Genomic DNA, 19010 nt, shown 5'->3' on the forward strand with positions numbered 1-19010 from the left:
TCCGTCCCGTTCGCTTCTCAAAGCAGAGAAGCGGACGGGACGTTTCGTTTCCGGCAAGTCGGAGAGGACGTTCCGATTGCATCACACGATAGAAAAAGAATTAGGAAAAAGGCAAAGAATGATGAATAGAAACGAACTGACACATGGATTATCAGGCGGACGGCGGAGAGGGAACCCCGTTACGACGTTGTTTGCTGCGGTAATGCTTACCGCCTCGCTGTTCTCCGCTTGCAGTGCGGGGGACGAAGCGCAGGAGTTTCCGCAAGGCGACGGCCTGCCGCTGAGTTTCCTCACCACGGTAGAGAAACCACAGACACGTGCGGAACTGAATACGGGCAATCTGACCACCATAGGCGTGTTCGCCTACCTGACGAAAGGTGATTTCAGCGAAAGCGCCGCCACATCGGAATTCATGTTCAACCAGAAGGTAGAGCGGACAAACAGCACAAAACCGTGGACGTACTCCCCCCTAAAATACTGGTCGAACAACGATACGGACAAATTGAGCTTCTTTGCCTACGCACCGTATATGGACGGGACAACGCTGGGAGGAAACAACCTTGCCTTGACCTACACCGTATCGGCGGCGGAAGCCGACCAGGCAGACCTGCTCGTTTCCCTCCCGTTGATGAACCAGACGTATAGCGAGACGGGCGGCAACATCAGATTCACGATGAAACACGTACTTGCCAAAGTAAAGTTCAGCATTAAGAGTGAAGTTGGGATTAAAGTGACCGCCCTGACCGTAAACAACGTCCCCGAAACGGCGACACTGACGTTTACGGACAATGGTTTCAGTTGGGGAAGCTATACAGGCACGAAAACTTGTACGGCAACCCTTCCCGGTGGCGGCACGAACGTGACAGCCAATGCCACTGATGCCCTGACGGTGGCGACTTTCTTCCTCCTGCCCGGCAAAGCTTCCGCCACATTCTCCATTACTTATACGCAGGACGGGGACAGTCCCTTGGAAATAAAGAAAAGCAATGTGGCGTTTCCCACCGACTGGATACAGGAAGGAGGTGTGAACTACCTGCTCAATGTGAAGAAAGACGGGACGATGACCGCCACTGTAGCTAATGACTGGACCACAGATACGGGAGGCAACCTGTCCGGCAAGGAAAAAGGCATCAGTACCTCTGCCGAGTGGGTGTCCTTTGCCAAAACTTGGAACGCCAACGGGCTTCCAACCTCCTCTGACGGTACTCCCGACTATACACTCTACGAGGATTACGGCTGGTATGAGACAAAAGGGACTGACCGTGTCTTCACCATCAAACTGACCTCTTCGTTTCTGCTGACAGGCGTCAGCTCCGGTGAACTTTATGTGCCTGTAGGTACGGAAGATCATCCGCTCACCCTTCCTATTGACGGGCAGGGATGGGAAATCGGCATCGATTTGCAGAACAGTTCCCAAAGTATCGCAGGGGAGTATTCGGGCATCGTGGGGTATACGCAGGCCGGTATCAGTAACCTGCGGGTCAGGACCATCTCCAGCAACAGCGCTTCCACGGGAAGCAGTATCGAATCGACAAATGCCACATATGCAGGCGTGCTGGCAGGCAAGGTGGACGGGGACATCCTGAACTGTTCGGTAGAGTTGGTCAAGACAACCGTGATCAACACCAACACTTCCGCTACGAGCGGCATGTATTTGGGTGGATTGGTGGGCTATTGCGGCGGGAACATTCTGAACTCCGCCGTCTATGAAGGTACGGGGGCGGTTTCCGCCTCCAAAGTAAGCTTCACCCAAGCATCGACAGGAAGCGGTATTGGCGGACTGGTGGGTGGTATGGCATCGGGCAAGACGGTGAACAACTGCTATGTGCAGCTTTCCGAACTGAACAATCAGGGTGGGGACGGGAATACGCCTTCCGCCGGGTGGCTGGTGGGCGACAAGACGGGAGCCAGTTTCAACTCCTGCCACTATAAGTCGGGAACCGCCTCAGGTTGTACGCCGGACGATACATCCACGGGAATTTCAACGTTTACGGACTTCACGGGGCTGCGTAGTTCACTGAATGCAGAGGCAGACAAGCACACGGGCTGGGCGCTCTGGAAAGAGGTGATAAATACGGGAGATAACACCGTGGAACAGGTAGTGTTGAATTTATACAGGTAATAAATGGTAGGATATGATGATAGAACATACTTATAGTAATAATAATAAGGAGAACATGCTTATGATTTTGAAGATGAAAACGATTATCGGCAGCATTCTTACGATTCTGTGCGTAGCGAAGAGTCTGCTCCCGGCATCGCTGTTACTATTACTGTTTCTCTTTGTAGCCTCCTGCACGGACGAAACGGAGCGCGGCGAGCGAGGTAACTCGGATTTCCGGGTTACCGCTTCTATTGAGAATGACAGCACGATCACCCGTGTGGCAGACCGGAACGACCGGACGTCCTTTACGGAAAACGACCCGATTTTTATCGGGTGGAGCGAAAGCACTTCCTATAAATACCTCTGCTCGGGGACAAACGGCATATTCGTCCCGAACTCCGCCGATACCGACCGGAAACTGTGGTCGGATTTGCTAAAAAGCACGGCTACGACGGTGGATGTATATGCTTGGTACGGAACGATGAGCAGCAGCCTGCCTGCGGTAGGTGCCACTATTTCCATCCCACAGGACCAGACTTCGGAGGTGAAGCTGCTGTCCGCCATCTGCATGGCGGCGCATCAGCAGGTATCTCCCGCCACCAACACGCTGAGTTTCACCTTCCACCATCTTACGGCACGCCTCCTCCTGTCCGTGGATATTGTGGACGATGCGGTGACGCAACCGGACGTAATGGATGCGACAGCACAAATCACCCACATCTATGCGGACGGTACGATAGCCACAGATGCTTCTTCCAACGCATATCAGCTAAGCCTCCCGAACAACGACAAAGCGGGTACGCAGACCATCCGCATGAAGCGCTCGTGGTCGGACCAGCAGATATATCATCTGGATTTCGAGTGCCTGTTGCCACCCCAAACGCTGGGCGAAGGGCAGAACATTATCGTCACTTTGGCTAATGGCAAGGAGTATGTTTGCAAGATAAGCGGTGAGATTGCTTTGCAGGCAGGGCAGAAAACGAAGTTTTCCACTGAACTAAAAGCGAGCGAGGATGCTGCTATTAAACCGAAGCTGACTACCCTACCCAACGCGGTAGGTAGTGCTTTTTCCGGTAACCGATTGATTTGCTGTATTAAGAACCCCGATACCGGAGAATACCGCTACCGAGTGTATGACAAACAACCGGATGGTTCGTGGGGAGATGGGGTGTTGGTGTATGAGGACGAAGAGGGAACGGTAGAGTTTCCGACAAAAACATATAGTAACATCTTAAAAAACGGTGGTTCGCTCGTCATGTGTGGAGATTATGTCGGATTAAGTGCCAATAATACCACTTATTTCATCAAAAGGAGTAAAACGACCGGAGTCTGGTATTGTTCAAACGGAAATCTTTCGGGACAAGGGTATAGTATCTGTATCAGCGAGAATTTTTTAGTGAGTGGAAGTGGAGGTGCGTATAACTCTTATATATATCCTATTGATGAGGACGGTAACTTAGGAACACCGGAATATAAACCAGCAGGAATAAGTGCTTGGAAATGTGATATAGTTGGAAATATTTTGACTACCGACAGTGGTGTCTATGAATATGTTCCGGGTGAAGGTTGGAAGTGGAGACATGATCGTATTGGCCAACGTTCAGCCACTGACGGAAAGAGGGTTATTGGGGACGGCAATGTAACTATTTATAATGTAGAAACAAAACAGACAGAGGAATGGACAGGTACAAAGCCATCGACTGGTGTGGGTATACCGATAGCTATTTACGAAGACTATGCGTTGGTAGGTAACTCTGATGGGATAAAACTCTGCTACAGAGACCCTGCATCCGGCAAGTGGAGCGTCATTGGTCCAAGCGGGGGATTTCTGGATATGATGAAACATTGGGACACGAGCATCACACTTGCAAAAATTGATGGACAAACTCTTTTTATGAAAGGTCCTCGTGCCATGATTATTTCCGGAGAGAACAGTTACTTTGTCGAAAACATTGATAAGATAGCGCAAGATTATATAGCGAATCCGTATGATTAGAGAAAGCATTCAGATAAATGACAGGACAATATTGCCTGCCACGGAAAAGAATATTGATTGTAAATCATTAATTCAACCAATCCCGTCTCCACAATGATAAGGAGGAAATCGGAAAGAGGTGGAACGAGAAAATAACTTAATTAACAAAAGCGTTCTTTGATTTGTTGGAAACGAAAACTATTCATAAATAATGTGTTAGGGTTTGAAGGGAAAAGCGTACCTTTGCGGTATATAGAGAAACATAGTATTATGGTTAAGAAATCAGCACTCCAAGTGAGGGACATTACGATAAGAACCTTACAGCAAAACGGAATAGATTATATCTGCATCACGGATATTGCTCGTCAGAAGAACCCGATAGAACCAAAGGACGTTGTCAAAAACTGGATGCGCGTCAAAAACACGTTGGAATATCTCGGATTGTGGGAGAAACTGAATAACCCCGACTTTAAAGGGGTCGAATTCGACCCCCTTTTGGCAGAGGCCGGTAGCAATGCCTTCACGATGAGTCCCACGCGTTGGATTGGACTGACCGGAGCTATTGGCATCCTCTCAAAAAACGGTGCAGGCGGCGGTACTTACGCACAGCGTGATATTGCCTTTAAGTTTGCCAGTTGGGTATCTGTGGAATTTGAATTGTACCTGATTCGCGAGTTCCAACGCCTCAAAGAGCAGGAACAGGCGCAACTGGGCTGGAGTGCCAAGCGGGAATTGTCGAAGATAAATTACCGCATCCACACCGATGCCATCAAGCAAAACCTTATCCCGGCAGAAGTCACTCCGCAACAAGCTTCACGCATCTACGCCAGCGAAGCCGATGTGCTGAACGTTGCCATGTTCGGCCTCACCGCCCTCGAATGGCGCGATGCGCATCCCGACCTGAAAGGAAACGTCCGCGACTATGCCACAGTGAACGAATTGATTTGCCTCTCGAACATGGAGAACCTGAACGCCGTATTCATAGGCGAAGGACTTCTGCAGCACGAAAGGCTTGTCAGGCTGAACCGGATAGCTATCCAGCAGATGCAGATACTGGAAGATGTAAACAAGAAATACCTCAAGTAATTGCTCTCACGAGAATGAATCGGTAGATTTTCAGCACGTTCTATAATAGTTTTCGTCCCGCCCCGTACACTGACAAGTGTACGGGGCGGGACGTTCTCGTTTCCGGCAAGCTGAATATGTAAACTATAGTAATAATAAGCTTAACCCGGATGGTGAGAGTAGCCGCTGAAAAGTCCCTTCTCCCCTATCCATAAAAAAAAAGAATATGGCAAAGAATTTACTCAAAGTATGGATGGCGGACAACACCGTCACCACCGACGACAAGACCGATAAAATCTTCGTCCTCGAATCCACCCGCAGCGTAGACCAACAGTTCGTGCTGGACCGCATGGCAGACAAGAACCCCGGCCTACACCGCGAAACGATGTCCGCCAGTGTAAACCTCTATCATGAGGTTCTCTCCGAGCTGGTAATGAACGGTTATAGCGTAAACACAGACCTCTTCCGCGCCGTCCCGCAGATAAAAGGTCTCGCCGAGGGCAACGTGTGGAACCCGGAGAAGAACTCCATCTACGTATCGCTGACTCAAGGCAAGAAGCTACGCGAAGCGATAAAGGACACCACCGTGCAGATTCTCGGCGACCGCCAGGCAGCCATATACATCAACGGCACGCAGGATGCCGCCACCCGTGCCACCAACCTCTCGGCAACTGCCGGACGTAACTTCACGGTGTTGGGCAAGAATATCAAAGTGGCGGGCAGCGACCCTTCGGTAGGCATCACGCTGACGGCTGCGGAGGGCGGACAGGTGACCAAGTTGGGTGCCGACATGCTGGTAGTGAACGACCCGTCGAAGCTGATTGTTCTCTTGCCTTCCGGCTTAAAGGACGGAGAATATACCTTGACGGTGACCACGCAATACACCCCCGGCAAGACTTTGCTGAAAACTCCGCGGCATGCCTTGCAGACGATTTATATAGGTGAAGCTCCTGCCGGGGGCGGCTCCAGTAGCGGCGGCGACAGTGGTTCTGGCAGCGACGGCGACCAGAGCGAGAACCCGTTAGGGTAAAGGCAACTGACAAAGCATCAATGGTAGGGTAACAAAACGTCAATGGTAGGGTGACAAGGCATCAATGGCAGGTTACCATAAGAGGCAGACCCGGAGTATCCGAGCCTGCCTCTTCCCTTTGACACAACTAAAATCTGCACTATATAGATTGAAATTGCTGGTTGATGGCGATTCGTCTAAACAAAATCTTTCAAATCTTGTTGTAGTTTCTGGCGGGTGAAGAAGATGCGACTCTTCACAGTGCCCAGAGGAAGTCCTAACTTCTCTGCGATTTCGCGGTACTTGAAACCGGAAACATGCATGGAGAAAGGAATCTTGTACTCGCGCGGCAGAGCGTTGACAATGCGGTGCATCTCTTTCAGGTCGTAGGCGCTTTCGGTATTCTCGGAAGCGGCGTCGCGCGGCAGGTTAAGGTGATAGAGATTGTCTGTCTGATCCACAAACGTTTGGTCGCGTACCACTTTGCGGTAGTTATTTATAAAGATATTGCGCATGATGGTATATATCCAACCTTTGAAATTGGTATCGGGCGTGTATTTCTCTTCATTATCCAGAGCTTTCAGAGAGGTCTCTTGCAAGAGGTCGTTGGCTTCTTCACGGTCGGAGGTTAATTTGTATGCAAAACGTAATAAGTCGTCTTGAACTCCGAGCAGGTCTTTTTTAAATGTTATACTGTTCATATGTGCTATGTTTTTTTATTTACTTGTTCGTTTAATTTGGTGTTGCAAGTTTACGAAAGAATTCTCTCCATAGCCGACGAATTTCAAACACAATTTAGGGGAAAAACTAACAATTGATAGGTGTCAGGTGCTTTTTGATAGATTTTGGGTGCAGTTTTCTATCAATTTCTTGCGATTAATTAAAAAGATGAGTTAATTTTGCACATTCATTTCATCGAAAAAAGAATGGCTGACGACTCTTTATTTTTGATTGACATAGACAAGATACTTCGGGAGAAAGCTCCGAAGCAGTCCAGGTACATCCCCAAGTTCGTCGTTTCTTACCTGAAGCATATCGTTCATCAGGAGGAGCTGAATGTCTTTTTGCGGGAGTCGAAAGATAAAGTCGGAGTAGATTTCCTGGAAGCATGTCTGGAGTTCCTCGATGCCAATATTGTGGTGAAAGGGAAAGAAAATCTGCCTGAAGAAGGACTTTATACCTTTGTATCCAACCATCCCTTGGGTGGACAGGACGGAGTAGCGCTGGGCTATGTGCTGGGCAGCTTCTACGACGGTAAGGTGAAATATATGGTCAACGACCTGCTGATGAACCTGCGTGGGTTGGCTCCGCTTTGCATCCCTATCAACAAGACCGGCAAGCAAGCCAAGGACTTTCCCCGGATGGTAGAAGCAGGATTTGCTTCGGACGACCAGCTGATAATGTTCCCCGCCGGACTGTGTTCGCGCAGGCAGAATGGAGTGATCCGTGACCTGGAATGGAAAAAGGCGTTTATCGTAAAGAGCGTGGAAGCGCATCGGGATGTAGTCCCCATTCACTTCGAGGGACGGAATTCCAATTTCTTCTATAATCTCGCCAATCTTTGCAAGGCTTTGGGCATCAAGTTCAATATCGCCATGCTCTATCTGGCGGACGAGATGCTGAAGAACCGTCACAAAACATTTACCATCACCATAGGAAAACCCATCCCCTGGCAGACTTTCGACAAGTCGAGGACGCCGGCACAATGGGCGCAATATGTGAAGGAGATCGTATATAAATTGTAGAAATACCGTATTTAAAGAAGAACTACTAATAAGAAAATATGGAAGATATTATTGCACCGATAAGCAAGGAACTGCTGAAAGCGGAATTGACTGAAGAGAAACGCCTGCGCATGACGAACAGAAGTCATAACCAGATATATATCATTACCGCTCAGGATTCTCCGAATACGATGAAGGAAATCGGACGCCTGCGCGAGATTGCATTCCGTGCTGCGGGAGGTGGTACCGGCGAATCTATGGATATCGACGAATACGATATCATGGAGAACCCCTACAAGCAACTGATTGTATGGAACCCGGAAGCTGAAGAAATCTTAGGCGGTTACCGCTACATCCTGGGTACGGATGTCCGGTTCGACGAGCACAATGTTCCCATTCTGGCAACGGCCCACATGTTCAACTTCTCTGAAAAGTTCCTGAAGGAGTATCTTCCTACTACGATAGAGTTGGGACGTTCGTTCGTTACGCTGGAATATCAGTCTACCCGCACTGACAGCAAAGGCTTGTTTGCCCTCGACAATCTGTGGGACGGTCTGGGCGCCTTGACGGTAGTGATGCCAAACGTGAAGTACTTTTTTGGCAAGGTGACCATGTATCCCAGTTATCACCGCCAGGGACGTGACATGATACTCTATTTCCTGAAGAAACATTTCCCCGATAAGGATAATCTGATTACTCCGATGAAACCGTTGGAAATGGAGGCCGATGAGAAAGAACTGGCTGCTCTGTTCTGTAAGGATACTTTCAAAGAGGACTATAAAATATTGAATTGCGAAATCCGTAAGTTGGGATATAACATTCCTCCTTTGGTGAATGCTTATATGAGTCTCAGTCCCACGATGCGTATGTTTGGTACCGCTATCAACTACGGCTTTGGCGATGTGGAAGAGACCGGTATTCTGATTGCAGTCGATGAGATATTGGCCGAAAAGCGCATCCGTCATATCCAGTCGTTTATTGAAAACGAACCGGAGGCATGCAAGATTACATCGGGGGCGAACAATATACTTAGCGCCAGCAAATAAAATAGTTGCCGGCTATTTATACCGCCGGCAGACTATTGCCATTAATCTTTCTGTATAAGTCCAGCGCATAGACATCCGTCATGCCCGAAACATAATCCAATACCGCCTGTATTCTTTCGTAGAGTGCAGGCGCTTTTATGTTATATTGCCCCGAAACGCGGTTGATGAGCAATTGGGAGTAGGCCTTTTCGGGGGAGCGTACGGCATCGATCATCAATTCGAGCAGCGTGCTGATGATGCGGAAACCGGCAAGTTCGATGTCCAATACATCTCGCGAACGGTATATCTTCTCGAAAGAAAGGTCTGCACAATGCTTGTAGGCGGCAGCGGGCAGTTCGGAGATGTGCCTGATGAGGCTTCCTTCAAATTCTCCTTTCAGTATCTTCTCCTCATTGTCCAGGAAAGCCTGGGTACACTCGCGGATGAGCAGGCCGATGACGCACGAACGCAGATAGGCAATCTGTTCGTTGAGATCGCTTACGATATGCAGTGTTTCGAGCATGTGCGCTTTTCGTTCGTCCGGGAAGTAGGAGAGCAACAGGTCTTGCGTTTCCTGGGTGGTAAGTATCTTCAGCTTATGTGCGTCTTCGATATCCATCATTTGATAGCAGATGTCATCGGCAGCCTCTACGAGGTACACCAACGGATGACGGGCATACTTCAGCGGGGAGTCGTTCAGCTTCTTCATTCCCAGTTCCTCGGCAATCCGGTGGAAACTTTCTTCTTCGGTGGTGAAGAAGCCGAATTTGGATTTCTTACCGGCCAGGCTCGATGAAAAGGGATATTTTACGATGCTGGCAAGTGTGGAGTAGGTGAGCACGAAGCCGCCTTTCCGCCTTCCTTCGAACTGGTGGGTGAGGAGCCGGAAAGCGTTGGCATTACCTTCAAAGTGCGTCAGGTCTTCCCACTGGGCAGCGGTCAGCAACTCTTTCAGTACCATGCCTTTCCCTTCGGAGAAGTAGGTGGAGATGGCACGCTCGCCGGAGTGGCCGAAAGGCGGGTTGCCTAAATCGTGTGCCAGACAGGCGGCGGAAACTATCGAACCGATCTCCGGTAAATAGGAGTTCTGCAAGTCCGGATGGCGGGAGAGGATGGCTTTGGAAACATCGTTCCCTAAAGAACGTCCCACGCACGAAACTTCGAGGCTGTGCGTCAGTCGGTTGTGAACGAAGATACTGCCCGGCAGGGGAAAGACCTGCGTCTTGTTCTGCAACCGGCGGAAGGGAGCGGAGAATACAAGGCGGTCATAATCCCGCTGGAATTCTGAACGGTTTTCGTGACGTTCGCGGTGAAATTCTTCCAGTCCGAAGCGTTTGGCAGATATAAGGGTATTCCAATCCATCATGGCTGTTTACTATTTAGCTGTGTGCGATTTACAAATGAAGTTACTATTATTTAACTGCAAATGTATCACTATTTTGCTTCAAAAACTGTATTTTCGCCCGTTAAATACTAAATAAACGAATGTAAATAAGATGTTGAACGTACAAATCATCAATAAATCGAAGCATCCGCTTCCGGCTTACGCTACCGAATTATCCGCAGGAATGGACATCCGTGCAAACCTTGAAGAACCGATCTCTTTGGCTCCGCTGCAGCGCTGCCTGGTGCCTACGGGACTTTACATTGCTCTGCCTGCCGGCTTTGAAGCACAGATACGCCCGCGCAGCGGATTGGCCATCAAGAAAGGTATTGCCGTATTGAACTCTCCCGGAACGATTGATGCCGATTATCGGGGTGAAATTTGTATTATCCTCATAAACCTTTCTTCCGAGACATTTGTCATTGAAGATGGAGAGCGTATTGCCCAAATGGTAATAGCCCGTCACGAGCAGGCCGTCTGGCAAAACGTGGAGGTGCTGGACGAGACGGAACGCGGTGCCGGAGGGTTCGGGCATACGGGGGTATAATTGTGGTAATGTGGTAATGTGATAATGTGATAATTGATGAAACTTAGAATTAACATAGTATTATTCCTGCTGTTGAACTGCTTCTTGTTCTCTTCTGTAGCTTTGGGTGCCGAGGCAACTGCTAAGAAGAAGAAGAAAAAGAAAACAGAAGAGAAGGCGGCTCTTCCCGTGCAGGGGCTGACTCCCGAACAGCAACGCAGATACGACTACTTCTTCCTGGAAGCTGCCCGCCTGAAAGTTCAGAAAGACTATGATGCAGCTTTCGACTTGTTGCAGCACTGTCTGACTATCAACCCGAATGCTTCATCGGCTTTGTATGAAGTGGCACAGTACTACATGTTCCTCAAGCAAATGCCCCAGGGCGAAGCCGCCTTGGAGAAGGCGGTGGAGAACGATCCCGATAACTACTGGTACAGCCAGGGATTGGCCAATTTGTACCTGCAACAGAACGAGACGGAGAAAGCCGCTACTCTGCTGGAAAGTATGGTTACCCGTTTCTCCGACAAGATGGACCCGCTGTACAACCTGTTGGAGATCTATAACCGCCAGGAAGAGTATGATAAAGTAATCGACGTCCTGAACAAGCTCGAAGAGCGGATGGGCAAGAACGAGCAGTTGAGTATGGAGAAGTTCCGTATTTATCTGCAGAAGAAAGACGATAAGAGTGCTTTCCGCGAAATAGAGAGCCTGGTGGCCGAATATCCCATGGACACGCGTTATCAGATTGTACTGGGCGATGTGTACATGCAGAACGGCAAGAAGGACCAGGCGTATGACATCTACAAGAAAGTGCTGGCCGAGGAACCGGACAATGCAATGGCCATGTACTCGCTGGCTTCTTACTACGAAGAAACAGGGCAGAAGGAACTTTATGAGCAGCAGTTGGATACGTTGTTGCTGAACAGGAAAGTGCCTTCGGACACCAAACTAAGCGTAATGCGCCAATTCATCGTGCAGAATGAGCAGGACGGAAAGGACAGTACCCGCGTCATCACTCTCTTCAGCCGCATCATGGAGCAAGACCCGGACGATGCACAACTGCCGCTGCTGTATGCCCAATACTTGCTTTCTAAGGGAATGAACAAGGAGGCTTGGCCTGTACTGCGCCAAGTGCTGGCCATTGATCCTACGAATACAGCGGCACGCATGATGTTGCTGGGCGAAGCTGTACGTCAGGAAGATTACGAAGAAATTATACGCTTGTGCGAAGCCGGTGTCGAGGCAAGTCCCGATATGCTGGAATTCTATTTCTACCTGGCCATAGCCTATAATCAGGCGGAACGGACAGACGATGCCCTTGCCATCTGCCAGCGTGCCCTGACGCATATTAAAGACAACAGTAAGAAGGAGGTTATCTCCGACTTCTATGCCATCATCGGAGATGCTTATCACACCAAGAACCAGCATGACGATGCCTATGCCGCCTACGACTCGGCTTTGGTATACAATCCCTCGAATATCGGTGTCCTGAATAACTATGCCTACTATCTTTCCGTGGAACGTCGCGACCTGGATAAGGCAGAGGAAATGAGTTATAAGACGGTGAAGGCCGAGCCGAATAACTCCACGTACCTCGATACCTATGCGTGGATCTTGTTTGAGAAAGGGAATTATGCCGAGGCGCGCCTCTATATAGACGATGCCTTGAAGAACGAGGGAGATAAAAGTGATGTCATCGTGGAGCATTGCGGAGACATTTATTACATGACGGGCGATGTGGACGGTGCCTTGAAGTTCTGGAAACAGGCATTGGAGGCAGGCAGCAAGTCCAAAACCCTGAAACAGAAAATACAAAAAAAGAAATATATAGCAGATGAAACTAAACCTACCGAATAAGAGCGCGGCAAAAAACTTCCGCTTTCTGTCTTTGATTCTTTTGATGGCTGTATGCCTTGCCGGTTGTAAGACGTCACGTCAGGCAAGTTTGTCCAAAGATTCCGGATATCTGTCTTCTAAGGTGCAACTGACTGTTCCACATAAAGATGCGATTCTTACCGTGAACGGCACGATGAAAATGAAGAGTGGTGAATGCGTGCAGCTATCCTTCCTGATGCCGATACTCCGTTCGGAAGTGGCACGCCTGGAAGCTACCCAGGATGAAATATTGCTGGTGGACCGTATGGGGAAACGCTATGTGCGCGCCACACGCAAAGAGCTCAAGGATGTGTTGCCCAGAAAGGCAGACTTTGCCCATCTGGAGAAACTGCTTTATGCCGCCTCCAAGCCCAACGGCAAGAAGGTGCTGACGGGTAAAGAACTGGGTATCCCTGCTTTGGAAAAAGGAAAAATAGAGCTTTCTGATTTCTCGGATAAAGCATTCACGATAACACCCACCAAGCTTTCCCAGAGATATAAGGAAGTTCCATTGGAAGAACTTTTGGAAATGCTGATGAGTTTATGAAACGTCTCCTTTGTATTTTGACAGGTTGTTTCTGCCTTGTTTTCCCACTTCTTGCCCAGTCCAACAAGCTGATTAAAGAATTGGAAAGCAAACGCGGGGCTTTGCAACAGCAGATTGCAGAGTCCGAAACACTCTTGATAACTACAAAGAAAGATGTAGGTAGCCAGCTGAACGGCCTGGCTGCACTGACCGGACAGATAGAAGAACGAAAGCGCTACATCCTTGCCATCAACAGTGATGTAGAGTCCATAGAACGTGAGTTGGGCTCCCTGCAACGCCAACTGACCCGCTTGCAAAAGGATCTGCAGGACAAGAAGCAGAAGTATGAGTCGTCTGTCCAATACCTCTATAAGAATCGCTCCATTGAGGAGAAGCTGATGTTTATCTTCTCTGCCAAGAGCCTGGCACAGACCTATCGGCGTCTGCGCTATGTGCGTGAGTATGCCACCTATCAGCGCCTGCAGGGTGAGGAAGTGCTGAAGAAGCAAGAGCAAGTGAACCGCAAAAGAACAGAGCTTCAGCAAGTGAAGGCTGCCAAGGAAAACTTACTGAAAGAGCGTGAAGAAGAAAAGCTGAAACTGGAGGCGCAGGAGAAAGAGAAAAAGACACTGGTTGCCAACTTGCAAAAGAAGCAACGTGGCTTGCAGAACGAACTTGCCAAGAAACGCCGCGAAGCCAATCAGCTCAATGCCCGCATCGACCGCCTGATAGCAGAAGAAATAGAGAAAGCCCGTAAGCGTGCCGAAGCAGAAGCACGCCGTGAGGCTGCTGCCCGTAAGAAGGCTGCCGAGAAAACAGAAAAGACCGATAAGCCTGCAACCGCTTCCACTTCTACGTCTGCAAAGCCTAAAGCTGCTCCTTTGGAAACTTACTCCATGAGCAAGGCCGACCGTGAACTGTCCGGTAACTTTGCCAGTAACCGCGGGAAACTACCGATGCCCATTACCGGCTCTTATATCATCACCAGCCACTACGGTCAATATACCGTTGAGGGATTGCGCAACGTCAAACTGGATAATAAAGGCATTGATATCCAAGGTAAACCGGGAGCACAGGCCCGTGCCATATTCGACGGTAAGGTTGCCGCAGTCTTCAAGTTGAACGGGCTATTCAATATCCTGGTCCGCCACGGCAACTATATCTCCGTGTATTGTAACCTGTCTTCCGCTTCCGTAAAGCAAGGTGATGATGTCACTACCAAGCAGCCGCTCGGACAAATCTTCTCCGATGGCACCGACAATGGCCGTACAGTGCTGCACTTCCAGTTAAGAAAGGAAAAGGAGAAACTGAATCCGGAGCCGTGGTTGAACCGCTAATCGGCTGAACACTAAAACTGCATGCCGTCAAGTAGCTCTAAATAAAGTGCTATCGCTTCTTCTATCTCCTTAATGAAGATAAATTCGTCAGCCGTGTGCGAGCGGGCACTCTTGCCCGGTCCCATCTTTAGTGAGGGGAAAGACATCAGTGCCTGGTCCGACAGAGTAGGGGAGCCGAAGGGAACTCGTCCCAATGAAATGGCTTTCTGTACAATCGGGTGAGTTTCTTCCACATGCGAGGAGCTCAGGCGGAAAGAGCGTGCCTTGGCCTCGCACGTAATGTGCTTCTGTATTTCGGCAAAAAGTTCCTGGTTGGTGTAGCATTCGTTGCTGCGGATATCTACCACGAAAGTGCAGCGGTCGGGGATGACGTTGTGCTGTGTACCTGCATTGACCATCGTTACACTCATCTTTACCGGTCCCAGCAGCGGTGACTCTTTGGCGAAGCGGTAATCGCGGAACCAGGCAATGTCGTCCAATACCTTATATATAGCATTGTCTCCTTCGTTGCGTGCAGCATGTCCCGATTTTCCATAAGCGGTAACGTCCAGCACCATCAGGCCTTTTTCTGCAATGGCGGGCTGCATTTCCGTAGGCTCTCCCACAATGGCAAACTGTATGGGCGGCAGTTCCGGCAACACACATTCTATTCCCCCTTTGCCCGATACTTCTTCTTCGCAAGATGCCAGGAATATCATATTATAAGCCTGCGTAGTGCGGCACAGTTGCAGAAATACCTGCAACAGACTGACTACACTTGCTCCGGCATCGTTACTGCCCAGTCCGTACAACTTTCCGTTGCTCTCCAATGTTGGTGCGAACGGATCTTTTCTCCATCCATTGACGGGTTTCACCGTGTCGATATGCGAATTCAGCAGCAGCGTCGGCTTCTTCAAATCGAACATCGGACTGAGGCACCAAATGTTGTTACCTTTTCTTCCCGTCTCCATTCCCTGCATTTCGATGTAATTCTGCAGACAATCTGCTGCCTTTTCTTCATCGCGACTTATTGAAGGAATGGATATTAGCGACTTGAGGAGTCCGGCAGCTTCGGTTACAAGGGTTGGTATGTCATTTATCATATTGCGTATGTATTTAATGGATAATTTAAGCACAAATCTACGAATGTTTTTTTAATAAATATGTCAATTTTGTGAATATTTGGCAGATTGCTACGACGAAAGCCAGATGACAAAAGTATGCAAAAAAGAGATTATTTCTTTGCTTTATGATGGTAATACTTATAATATTTTTATATTTGCACCCGATTTCATGAAAAAATGTTTTAAATGTCAAAGATAACTTCTGGTTGATGATTACTGCGCGACGGAGTATTTATTAATATATATTACACATTTATGAATAGATTTATTGGATTATTCTGTGGGCTCTTCTTGTGCCTTGCTACCTATGCGCAAGAAATCACAGTCAAAGGTAAGGTTACTGCTCAAGGCGAAGAAATGCCAGGGGTAACTGTAATGGTGAAAGGTAGTAGTGGAATAGGTACGATTACCTCAGTAGATGGTACCTATTCAATAAAAGTCGATGCAAAAGGAACCTTGGTTTTTTCCTATATCGGCTATGAAACAGTGGAAGCGCCTGTAGGAAACAGGCAGACTGTAAACGTGGAGCTGAAAGAAGCTTCATTGACTGTAGATGAGGTGGTTATTACCGTTCCCTATGGTACTGCTAAGAAATCAACGTTTACCGGTTCGGCCGGCGTGGTAGATAAGAAGATTATCGCATCCTCCCAAGTAAGTAGTGTATCGAAGGCTTTGCAAGGAAGTGTGGCTGGTTTGCAGTCATTCTCTACCAGCGGTCAGCCGGGCGAAGATGCCAGCATCTATATACGTGGTGTCGGTTCGGTCAATGCATCGACTACTCCGCTTTATGTAGTGGATGGTGTGCCTTACGACGGAGCCCTGTCTTCTATTTCTTCACAAGATATCGCTTCTGTTACGGTATTGAAAGATGCTGCTGCCGCTACGTTGTACGGTTCGCGTGCTGCTAACGGTGTGATCATGATTACTACCAAGCAAGGCTCCGAGTCTGCACCTACCATTGAGTTGTCGGCCAAGTACGGTTTCTCAAGCCGTGCGGTGAGAGATTACGACCAGGTAAGTACCAATGATTATTTCATGTTGCAATGGGAAGCCATGCGCAACAAGTATATGGATGACAAGCATTCGGCAGAAGATGCAGCACAAAGAGCTTCTTCCGAACTGGCATCGCTGCTCGGTATCAATCCTTATGGCAGCAAGTATCCCCAGCCGGTAGGTCTGGATGGCAAGTTGGTTGCCGGAGCTACTCCGTTGTGGAATGATGATTGGGAAGATGCTTTGACGCAGAATGCCCATTACGCAGACTTGAGTGCCCGTATTTCCGGTGGTAACAAGACTACGAAATATTATTTCTCCCTGGGCTACCTGGATGACCAAGGTGCTTACATCTGTTCCGGTTTCAAACGCTACACGCTGCGTATGAACATCACTTCGAATCTGCGCAAATGGTTGCAGGTAGGTTTGAATGCTTCCGGTACTCACTCTGCACAGGACTATCCGAAGCAGAACGATACAGCCATCGGTAATGTGGTATTGGCTGCACGTGCATTGCCCTCATTCTATCCGGTGTACGAACGCGATCCTGATACCGGTGCGTACTTGCGCGATGATGACGGAAACAAAATCTACGATTACGGTAAGTACCGTAAGGGCTCCTATAATGGTTACAACTTTGTCCAGTCCATGCCTTATGACAAGCATGAGATAAAACGTGATGCAGCCTCCGTCCGCGGATTCCTTCAGATTACTCCGATTGAAGGATTGAGCTACAAGATGTCAATGAACGTTGACTATAACAGCAAGTTCTCACACGATTATTCAAATCCTACTTATGGAAAGGAACCTCTGGTAGGTTCTGTTAGCAAGTCCAATTACCGTACTACGGGTATGACATTCAACAACGTAATCAACTGGGAGCGTACTTTCGATGAAAAGCATCAGGTTCGCGTGATGGCGGGACAAGAATATTATGAATACAATACTTCCAATTTCAGCGGTTCGCGTTCGGGCGTTATTTCCGACGGTTACTATGAGCCGGACGTAGCTTCTACACTGACCGGTTTTGGCGGAAACAGCGACCAGTATAAGTTGCTGAGTTATTTCGGAAGTGCCGAATACTCCTTCAAGCAGAAATATTTCGTGTCGGCATCTATACGTACCGACGGTTCGTCACGTTTCCACCCCGATAATCGCTGGGGAACATTCTGGTCATTCGGTGGATCCTGGAGAATCTCACAGGAGAAGTTCATGGAAGCAGCTGCCGATAGCTGGTTGTCCAACTTGAGCCTCCGTGCCAGCTATGGTGCCCAGGGTAATGATAACGTAGGCTACTATGCTTACCCTGAGCTGTACAGAATCGGCAGCTTCCTGGGCGAAACCACTTTGCATGCTTCCCGTCTGGAAACTCCCGACCTGACTTGGGAAACCAACTTGAACCTGAATATCGGTCTGGACTTCGGATTCCTGAACAACCGCATTAACGGTACGATTGAGTACTTCAACCGTGCTTCCAAAGACCTGCTGTTCAGCCGCGACTTGATTCCTTCTTCAGGTTTCAGCTCAATCGATGCCAACATCGGTAAGCTGAAGAACTACGGTTGGGAATTCACGGTAAACGGTACTCCGGTTCTTACCAAAGACTGGAAATGGGTGTTGTCTGTCAATGCCACCACTTATAAGAACAAGATTGTAGAACTGCCTACCGAGGTGATGTGGAACAGTTCGAAGAAATGGGTTGTAGGCGGTTCGCTTTACGACTACTGGCTGTACGAATGGGCCGGTGTAAATCCTGAGAACGGTGATGCACAGTGGGCCTATTACGACAAAGAAGGAAACAGACACGTGACCAATAACTATTCAGAATTGAATTCGGATTACAAAGTGAAGTGTGGCAGTTCATTGCCCAAGGTGAGCGGTGGCTTCCAATCCGACCTTACCTGGAAGAACCTCTCTTTATCGGCAATGTTTGCTTATGCCATTGGTGGAAAGGTATATAACAATGATATCACGATGTTGATGCGAGTAAATGGCGGTAATGGCGACACGATGAGCAAAGAGCTTCTGAACCGTTGGACGCCTGAGAATAGAAATACAGACGTACCCCGTCTGGTCCAGGAAGGAACGAGCAAGTTTACTTCTGCTTCTACCCGCTGGTTGGTCGACCGTTCTTTCCTGCGTCTGAAAACGCTTACCTTGAATTACAACTTGCCGAAGGCCTGGTTACATACAATGACCATCAAAGATGCGAGCGTGTTTGTACAGGGCGAGAACCTGCTGACATTCAGCAAGCAACAAGGTCTGGATCCCGAACAACCCATCAGCGGTTCGGTTTCTTACCGTTATCCGGCCATGAAAACATTCTCATTCGGTATTAATGTGAAACTCTAAAATGAAGACGAC

At 48.7% G+C, this 19010-nt stretch carries 14 protein-coding genes; 11 read left to right on the plus strand and 3 right to left on the minus strand.

What is annotated here, in order from left to right:
• Positions 1–118 precede the first annotated feature (118 nt).
• The 4 genes from AAE250_RS01670 to AAE250_RS01685 all read left to right on the plus strand — a co-directional run bounded on the left by AAE250_RS01670 (position 119) and on the right by AAE250_RS01685 (position 6174).
• Positions 119–2122 (plus strand): fimbrillin family protein, encoded by a 2004-nt coding sequence (locus AAE250_RS01670; RefSeq protein WP_294595224.1) that lies wholly within the window; start codon positions 119–121, stop codon positions 2120–2122.
• A 13-nt stretch (positions 2123–2135) separates the two neighbouring features.
• Positions 2136–4100 (plus strand): fimbrillin family protein, encoded by a 1965-nt coding sequence (locus tag AAE250_RS01675; protein WP_294595222.1) that lies wholly within the window; start codon positions 2136–2138, stop codon positions 4098–4100.
• Between the two features lie 249 nt (positions 4101–4349).
• A complete protein-coding gene (locus AAE250_RS01680; RefSeq protein ID WP_294595220.1) occupies positions 4350–5165 on the plus strand; it encodes a KilA-N domain-containing protein in 816 nt (271 codons plus the stop codon).
• Positions 5166–5370: 205 nt separating this feature from the next.
• Entirely contained in the window at positions 5371–6174 is an 804-nt protein-coding gene (locus AAE250_RS01685) for a DNA-binding domain-containing protein (protein WP_294595218.1), read from the plus strand.
• Positions 6175–6350: 176 nt separating this feature from the next.
• Here the strand turns inward: AAE250_RS01685 and AAE250_RS01690 are convergent, their stop codons facing one another.
• The gene (locus AAE250_RS01690) at positions 6351–6854 is read right to left on the minus strand and encodes an RNA polymerase sigma factor (protein WP_294595216.1); all 504 of its coding nucleotides are present in this window, start codon (positions 6852–6854) and stop codon (positions 6351–6353) included.
• 225 nt (positions 6855–7079) lie between these two features.
• Between AAE250_RS01690 and AAE250_RS01695 the strand changes: the two genes are divergently transcribed.
• A complete protein-coding gene (locus tag AAE250_RS01695; protein ID WP_294595214.1) occupies positions 7080–7898 on the plus strand; it encodes a 1-acyl-sn-glycerol-3-phosphate acyltransferase in 819 nt (272 codons plus the stop codon).
• Between the two features lie 38 nt (positions 7899–7936).
• Positions 7937–8923 (plus strand): GNAT family N-acetyltransferase, encoded by a 987-nt coding sequence (locus tag AAE250_RS01700; RefSeq protein ID WP_294595212.1) that lies wholly within the window; start codon positions 7937–7939, stop codon positions 8921–8923.
• 16 nt (positions 8924–8939) lie between these two features.
• On the opposite strand, the gene AAE250_RS01705 is transcribed toward AAE250_RS01700, so the two are convergent.
• Positions 8940–10268: a deoxyguanosinetriphosphate triphosphohydrolase gene (locus AAE250_RS01705; protein ID WP_294595210.1), complete on the minus strand. Its 1329-nt coding sequence runs from the start codon at positions 10266–10268 to the stop codon at positions 8940–8942.
• A 133-nt stretch (positions 10269–10401) separates the two neighbouring features.
• Between AAE250_RS01705 and dut the strand changes: the two genes are divergently transcribed.
• From dut to AAE250_RS01725, 4 genes are read left to right on the plus strand one after another with little or no spacing between them, the layout of a single operon-like run.
• The gene (dut, locus tag AAE250_RS01710; protein ID WP_294595549.1) at positions 10402–10833 is read left to right on the plus strand and encodes a dUTP diphosphatase; all 432 of its coding nucleotides are present in this window, start codon (positions 10402–10404) and stop codon (positions 10831–10833) included.
• A gap of 36 nt (positions 10834–10869) precedes the next feature.
• Entirely contained in the window at positions 10870–12669 is a 1800-nt protein-coding gene (locus tag AAE250_RS01715; RefSeq protein WP_294595208.1) for a tetratricopeptide repeat protein, read from the plus strand.
• Positions 12647–13234 (plus strand): DUF4292 domain-containing protein, encoded by a 588-nt coding sequence (locus AAE250_RS01720; RefSeq protein WP_294595206.1) that lies wholly within the window; start codon positions 12647–12649, stop codon positions 13232–13234. The genes AAE250_RS01715 and AAE250_RS01720 overlap by 23 nt, the downstream gene beginning before the upstream one ends.
• A complete protein-coding gene (locus tag AAE250_RS01725) occupies positions 13231–14550 on the plus strand; it encodes a murein hydrolase activator EnvC family protein (RefSeq protein WP_294595205.1) in 1320 nt (439 codons plus the stop codon). Before AAE250_RS01720 ends, AAE250_RS01725 begins: the two co-directional genes overlap by 4 nt.
• An 11-nt stretch (positions 14551–14561) precedes the next feature.
• Here AAE250_RS01725 and AAE250_RS01730 read toward each other — a convergent pair whose 3' ends face one another.
• Positions 14562–15632: a M20 family metallo-hydrolase gene (locus AAE250_RS01730; RefSeq protein ID WP_294595204.1), complete on the minus strand. Its 1071-nt coding sequence runs from the start codon at positions 15630–15632 to the stop codon at positions 14562–14564.
• Between the two features lie 276 nt (positions 15633–15908).
• Between AAE250_RS01730 and AAE250_RS01735 the strand changes: the two genes are divergently transcribed.
• Positions 15909–18998: a SusC/RagA family TonB-linked outer membrane protein gene (locus tag AAE250_RS01735; RefSeq protein ID WP_294595202.1), complete on the plus strand. Its 3090-nt coding sequence runs from the start codon at positions 15909–15911 to the stop codon at positions 18996–18998.
• The last annotated feature ends 12 nt before the right edge of the window (positions 18999–19010 follow it).

The organism is Bacteroides sp. GD17, from assembly GCF_038448625.1.
Taxonomy (GTDB): Bacteria; Bacteroidota; Bacteroidia; order Bacteroidales; family Bacteroidaceae; genus Bacteroides.

Coding starts and splice junctions, on each gene's coding strand:
- AAE250_RS01670 (WP_294595224.1), top strand. CDS start 119: ATGATGAATAGAAACGAACTGACACATGGATTATCAGGCGGACGGCGG.
- AAE250_RS01675 (WP_294595222.1), top strand. CDS start 2,136: ATGATGATAGAACATACTTATAGTAATAATAATAAGGAGAACATGCTT.
- AAE250_RS01680 (WP_294595220.1), top strand. CDS start 4,350: ATGGTTAAGAAATCAGCACTCCAAGTGAGGGACATTACGATAAGAACC.
- AAE250_RS01685 (WP_294595218.1), top strand. CDS start 5,371: ATGGCAAAGAATTTACTCAAAGTATGGATGGCGGACAACACCGTCACC.
- AAE250_RS01690 (WP_294595216.1), bottom strand. CDS start 6,854: ATGAACAGTATAACATTTAAAAAAGACCTGCTCGGAGTTCAAGACGAC.
- AAE250_RS01695 (WP_294595214.1), top strand. CDS start 7,080: ATGGCTGACGACTCTTTATTTTTGATTGACATAGACAAGATACTTCGG.
- AAE250_RS01700 (WP_294595212.1), top strand. CDS start 7,937: ATGGAAGATATTATTGCACCGATAAGCAAGGAACTGCTGAAAGCGGAA.
- AAE250_RS01705 (WP_294595210.1), bottom strand. CDS start 10,268: ATGATGGATTGGAATACCCTTATATCTGCCAAACGCTTCGGACTGGAA.
- AAE250_RS01715 (WP_294595208.1), top strand. CDS start 10,870: ATGAAACTTAGAATTAACATAGTATTATTCCTGCTGTTGAACTGCTTC.
- AAE250_RS01720 (WP_294595206.1), top strand. CDS start 12,647: ATGAAACTAAACCTACCGAATAAGAGCGCGGCAAAAAACTTCCGCTTT.
- AAE250_RS01725 (WP_294595205.1), top strand. CDS start 13,231: ATGAAACGTCTCCTTTGTATTTTGACAGGTTGTTTCTGCCTTGTTTTC.
- AAE250_RS01730 (WP_294595204.1), bottom strand. CDS start 15,632: ATGATAAATGACATACCAACCCTTGTAACCGAAGCTGCCGGACTCCTC.
- AAE250_RS01735 (WP_294595202.1), top strand. CDS start 15,909: ATGAATAGATTTATTGGATTATTCTGTGGGCTCTTCTTGTGCCTTGCT.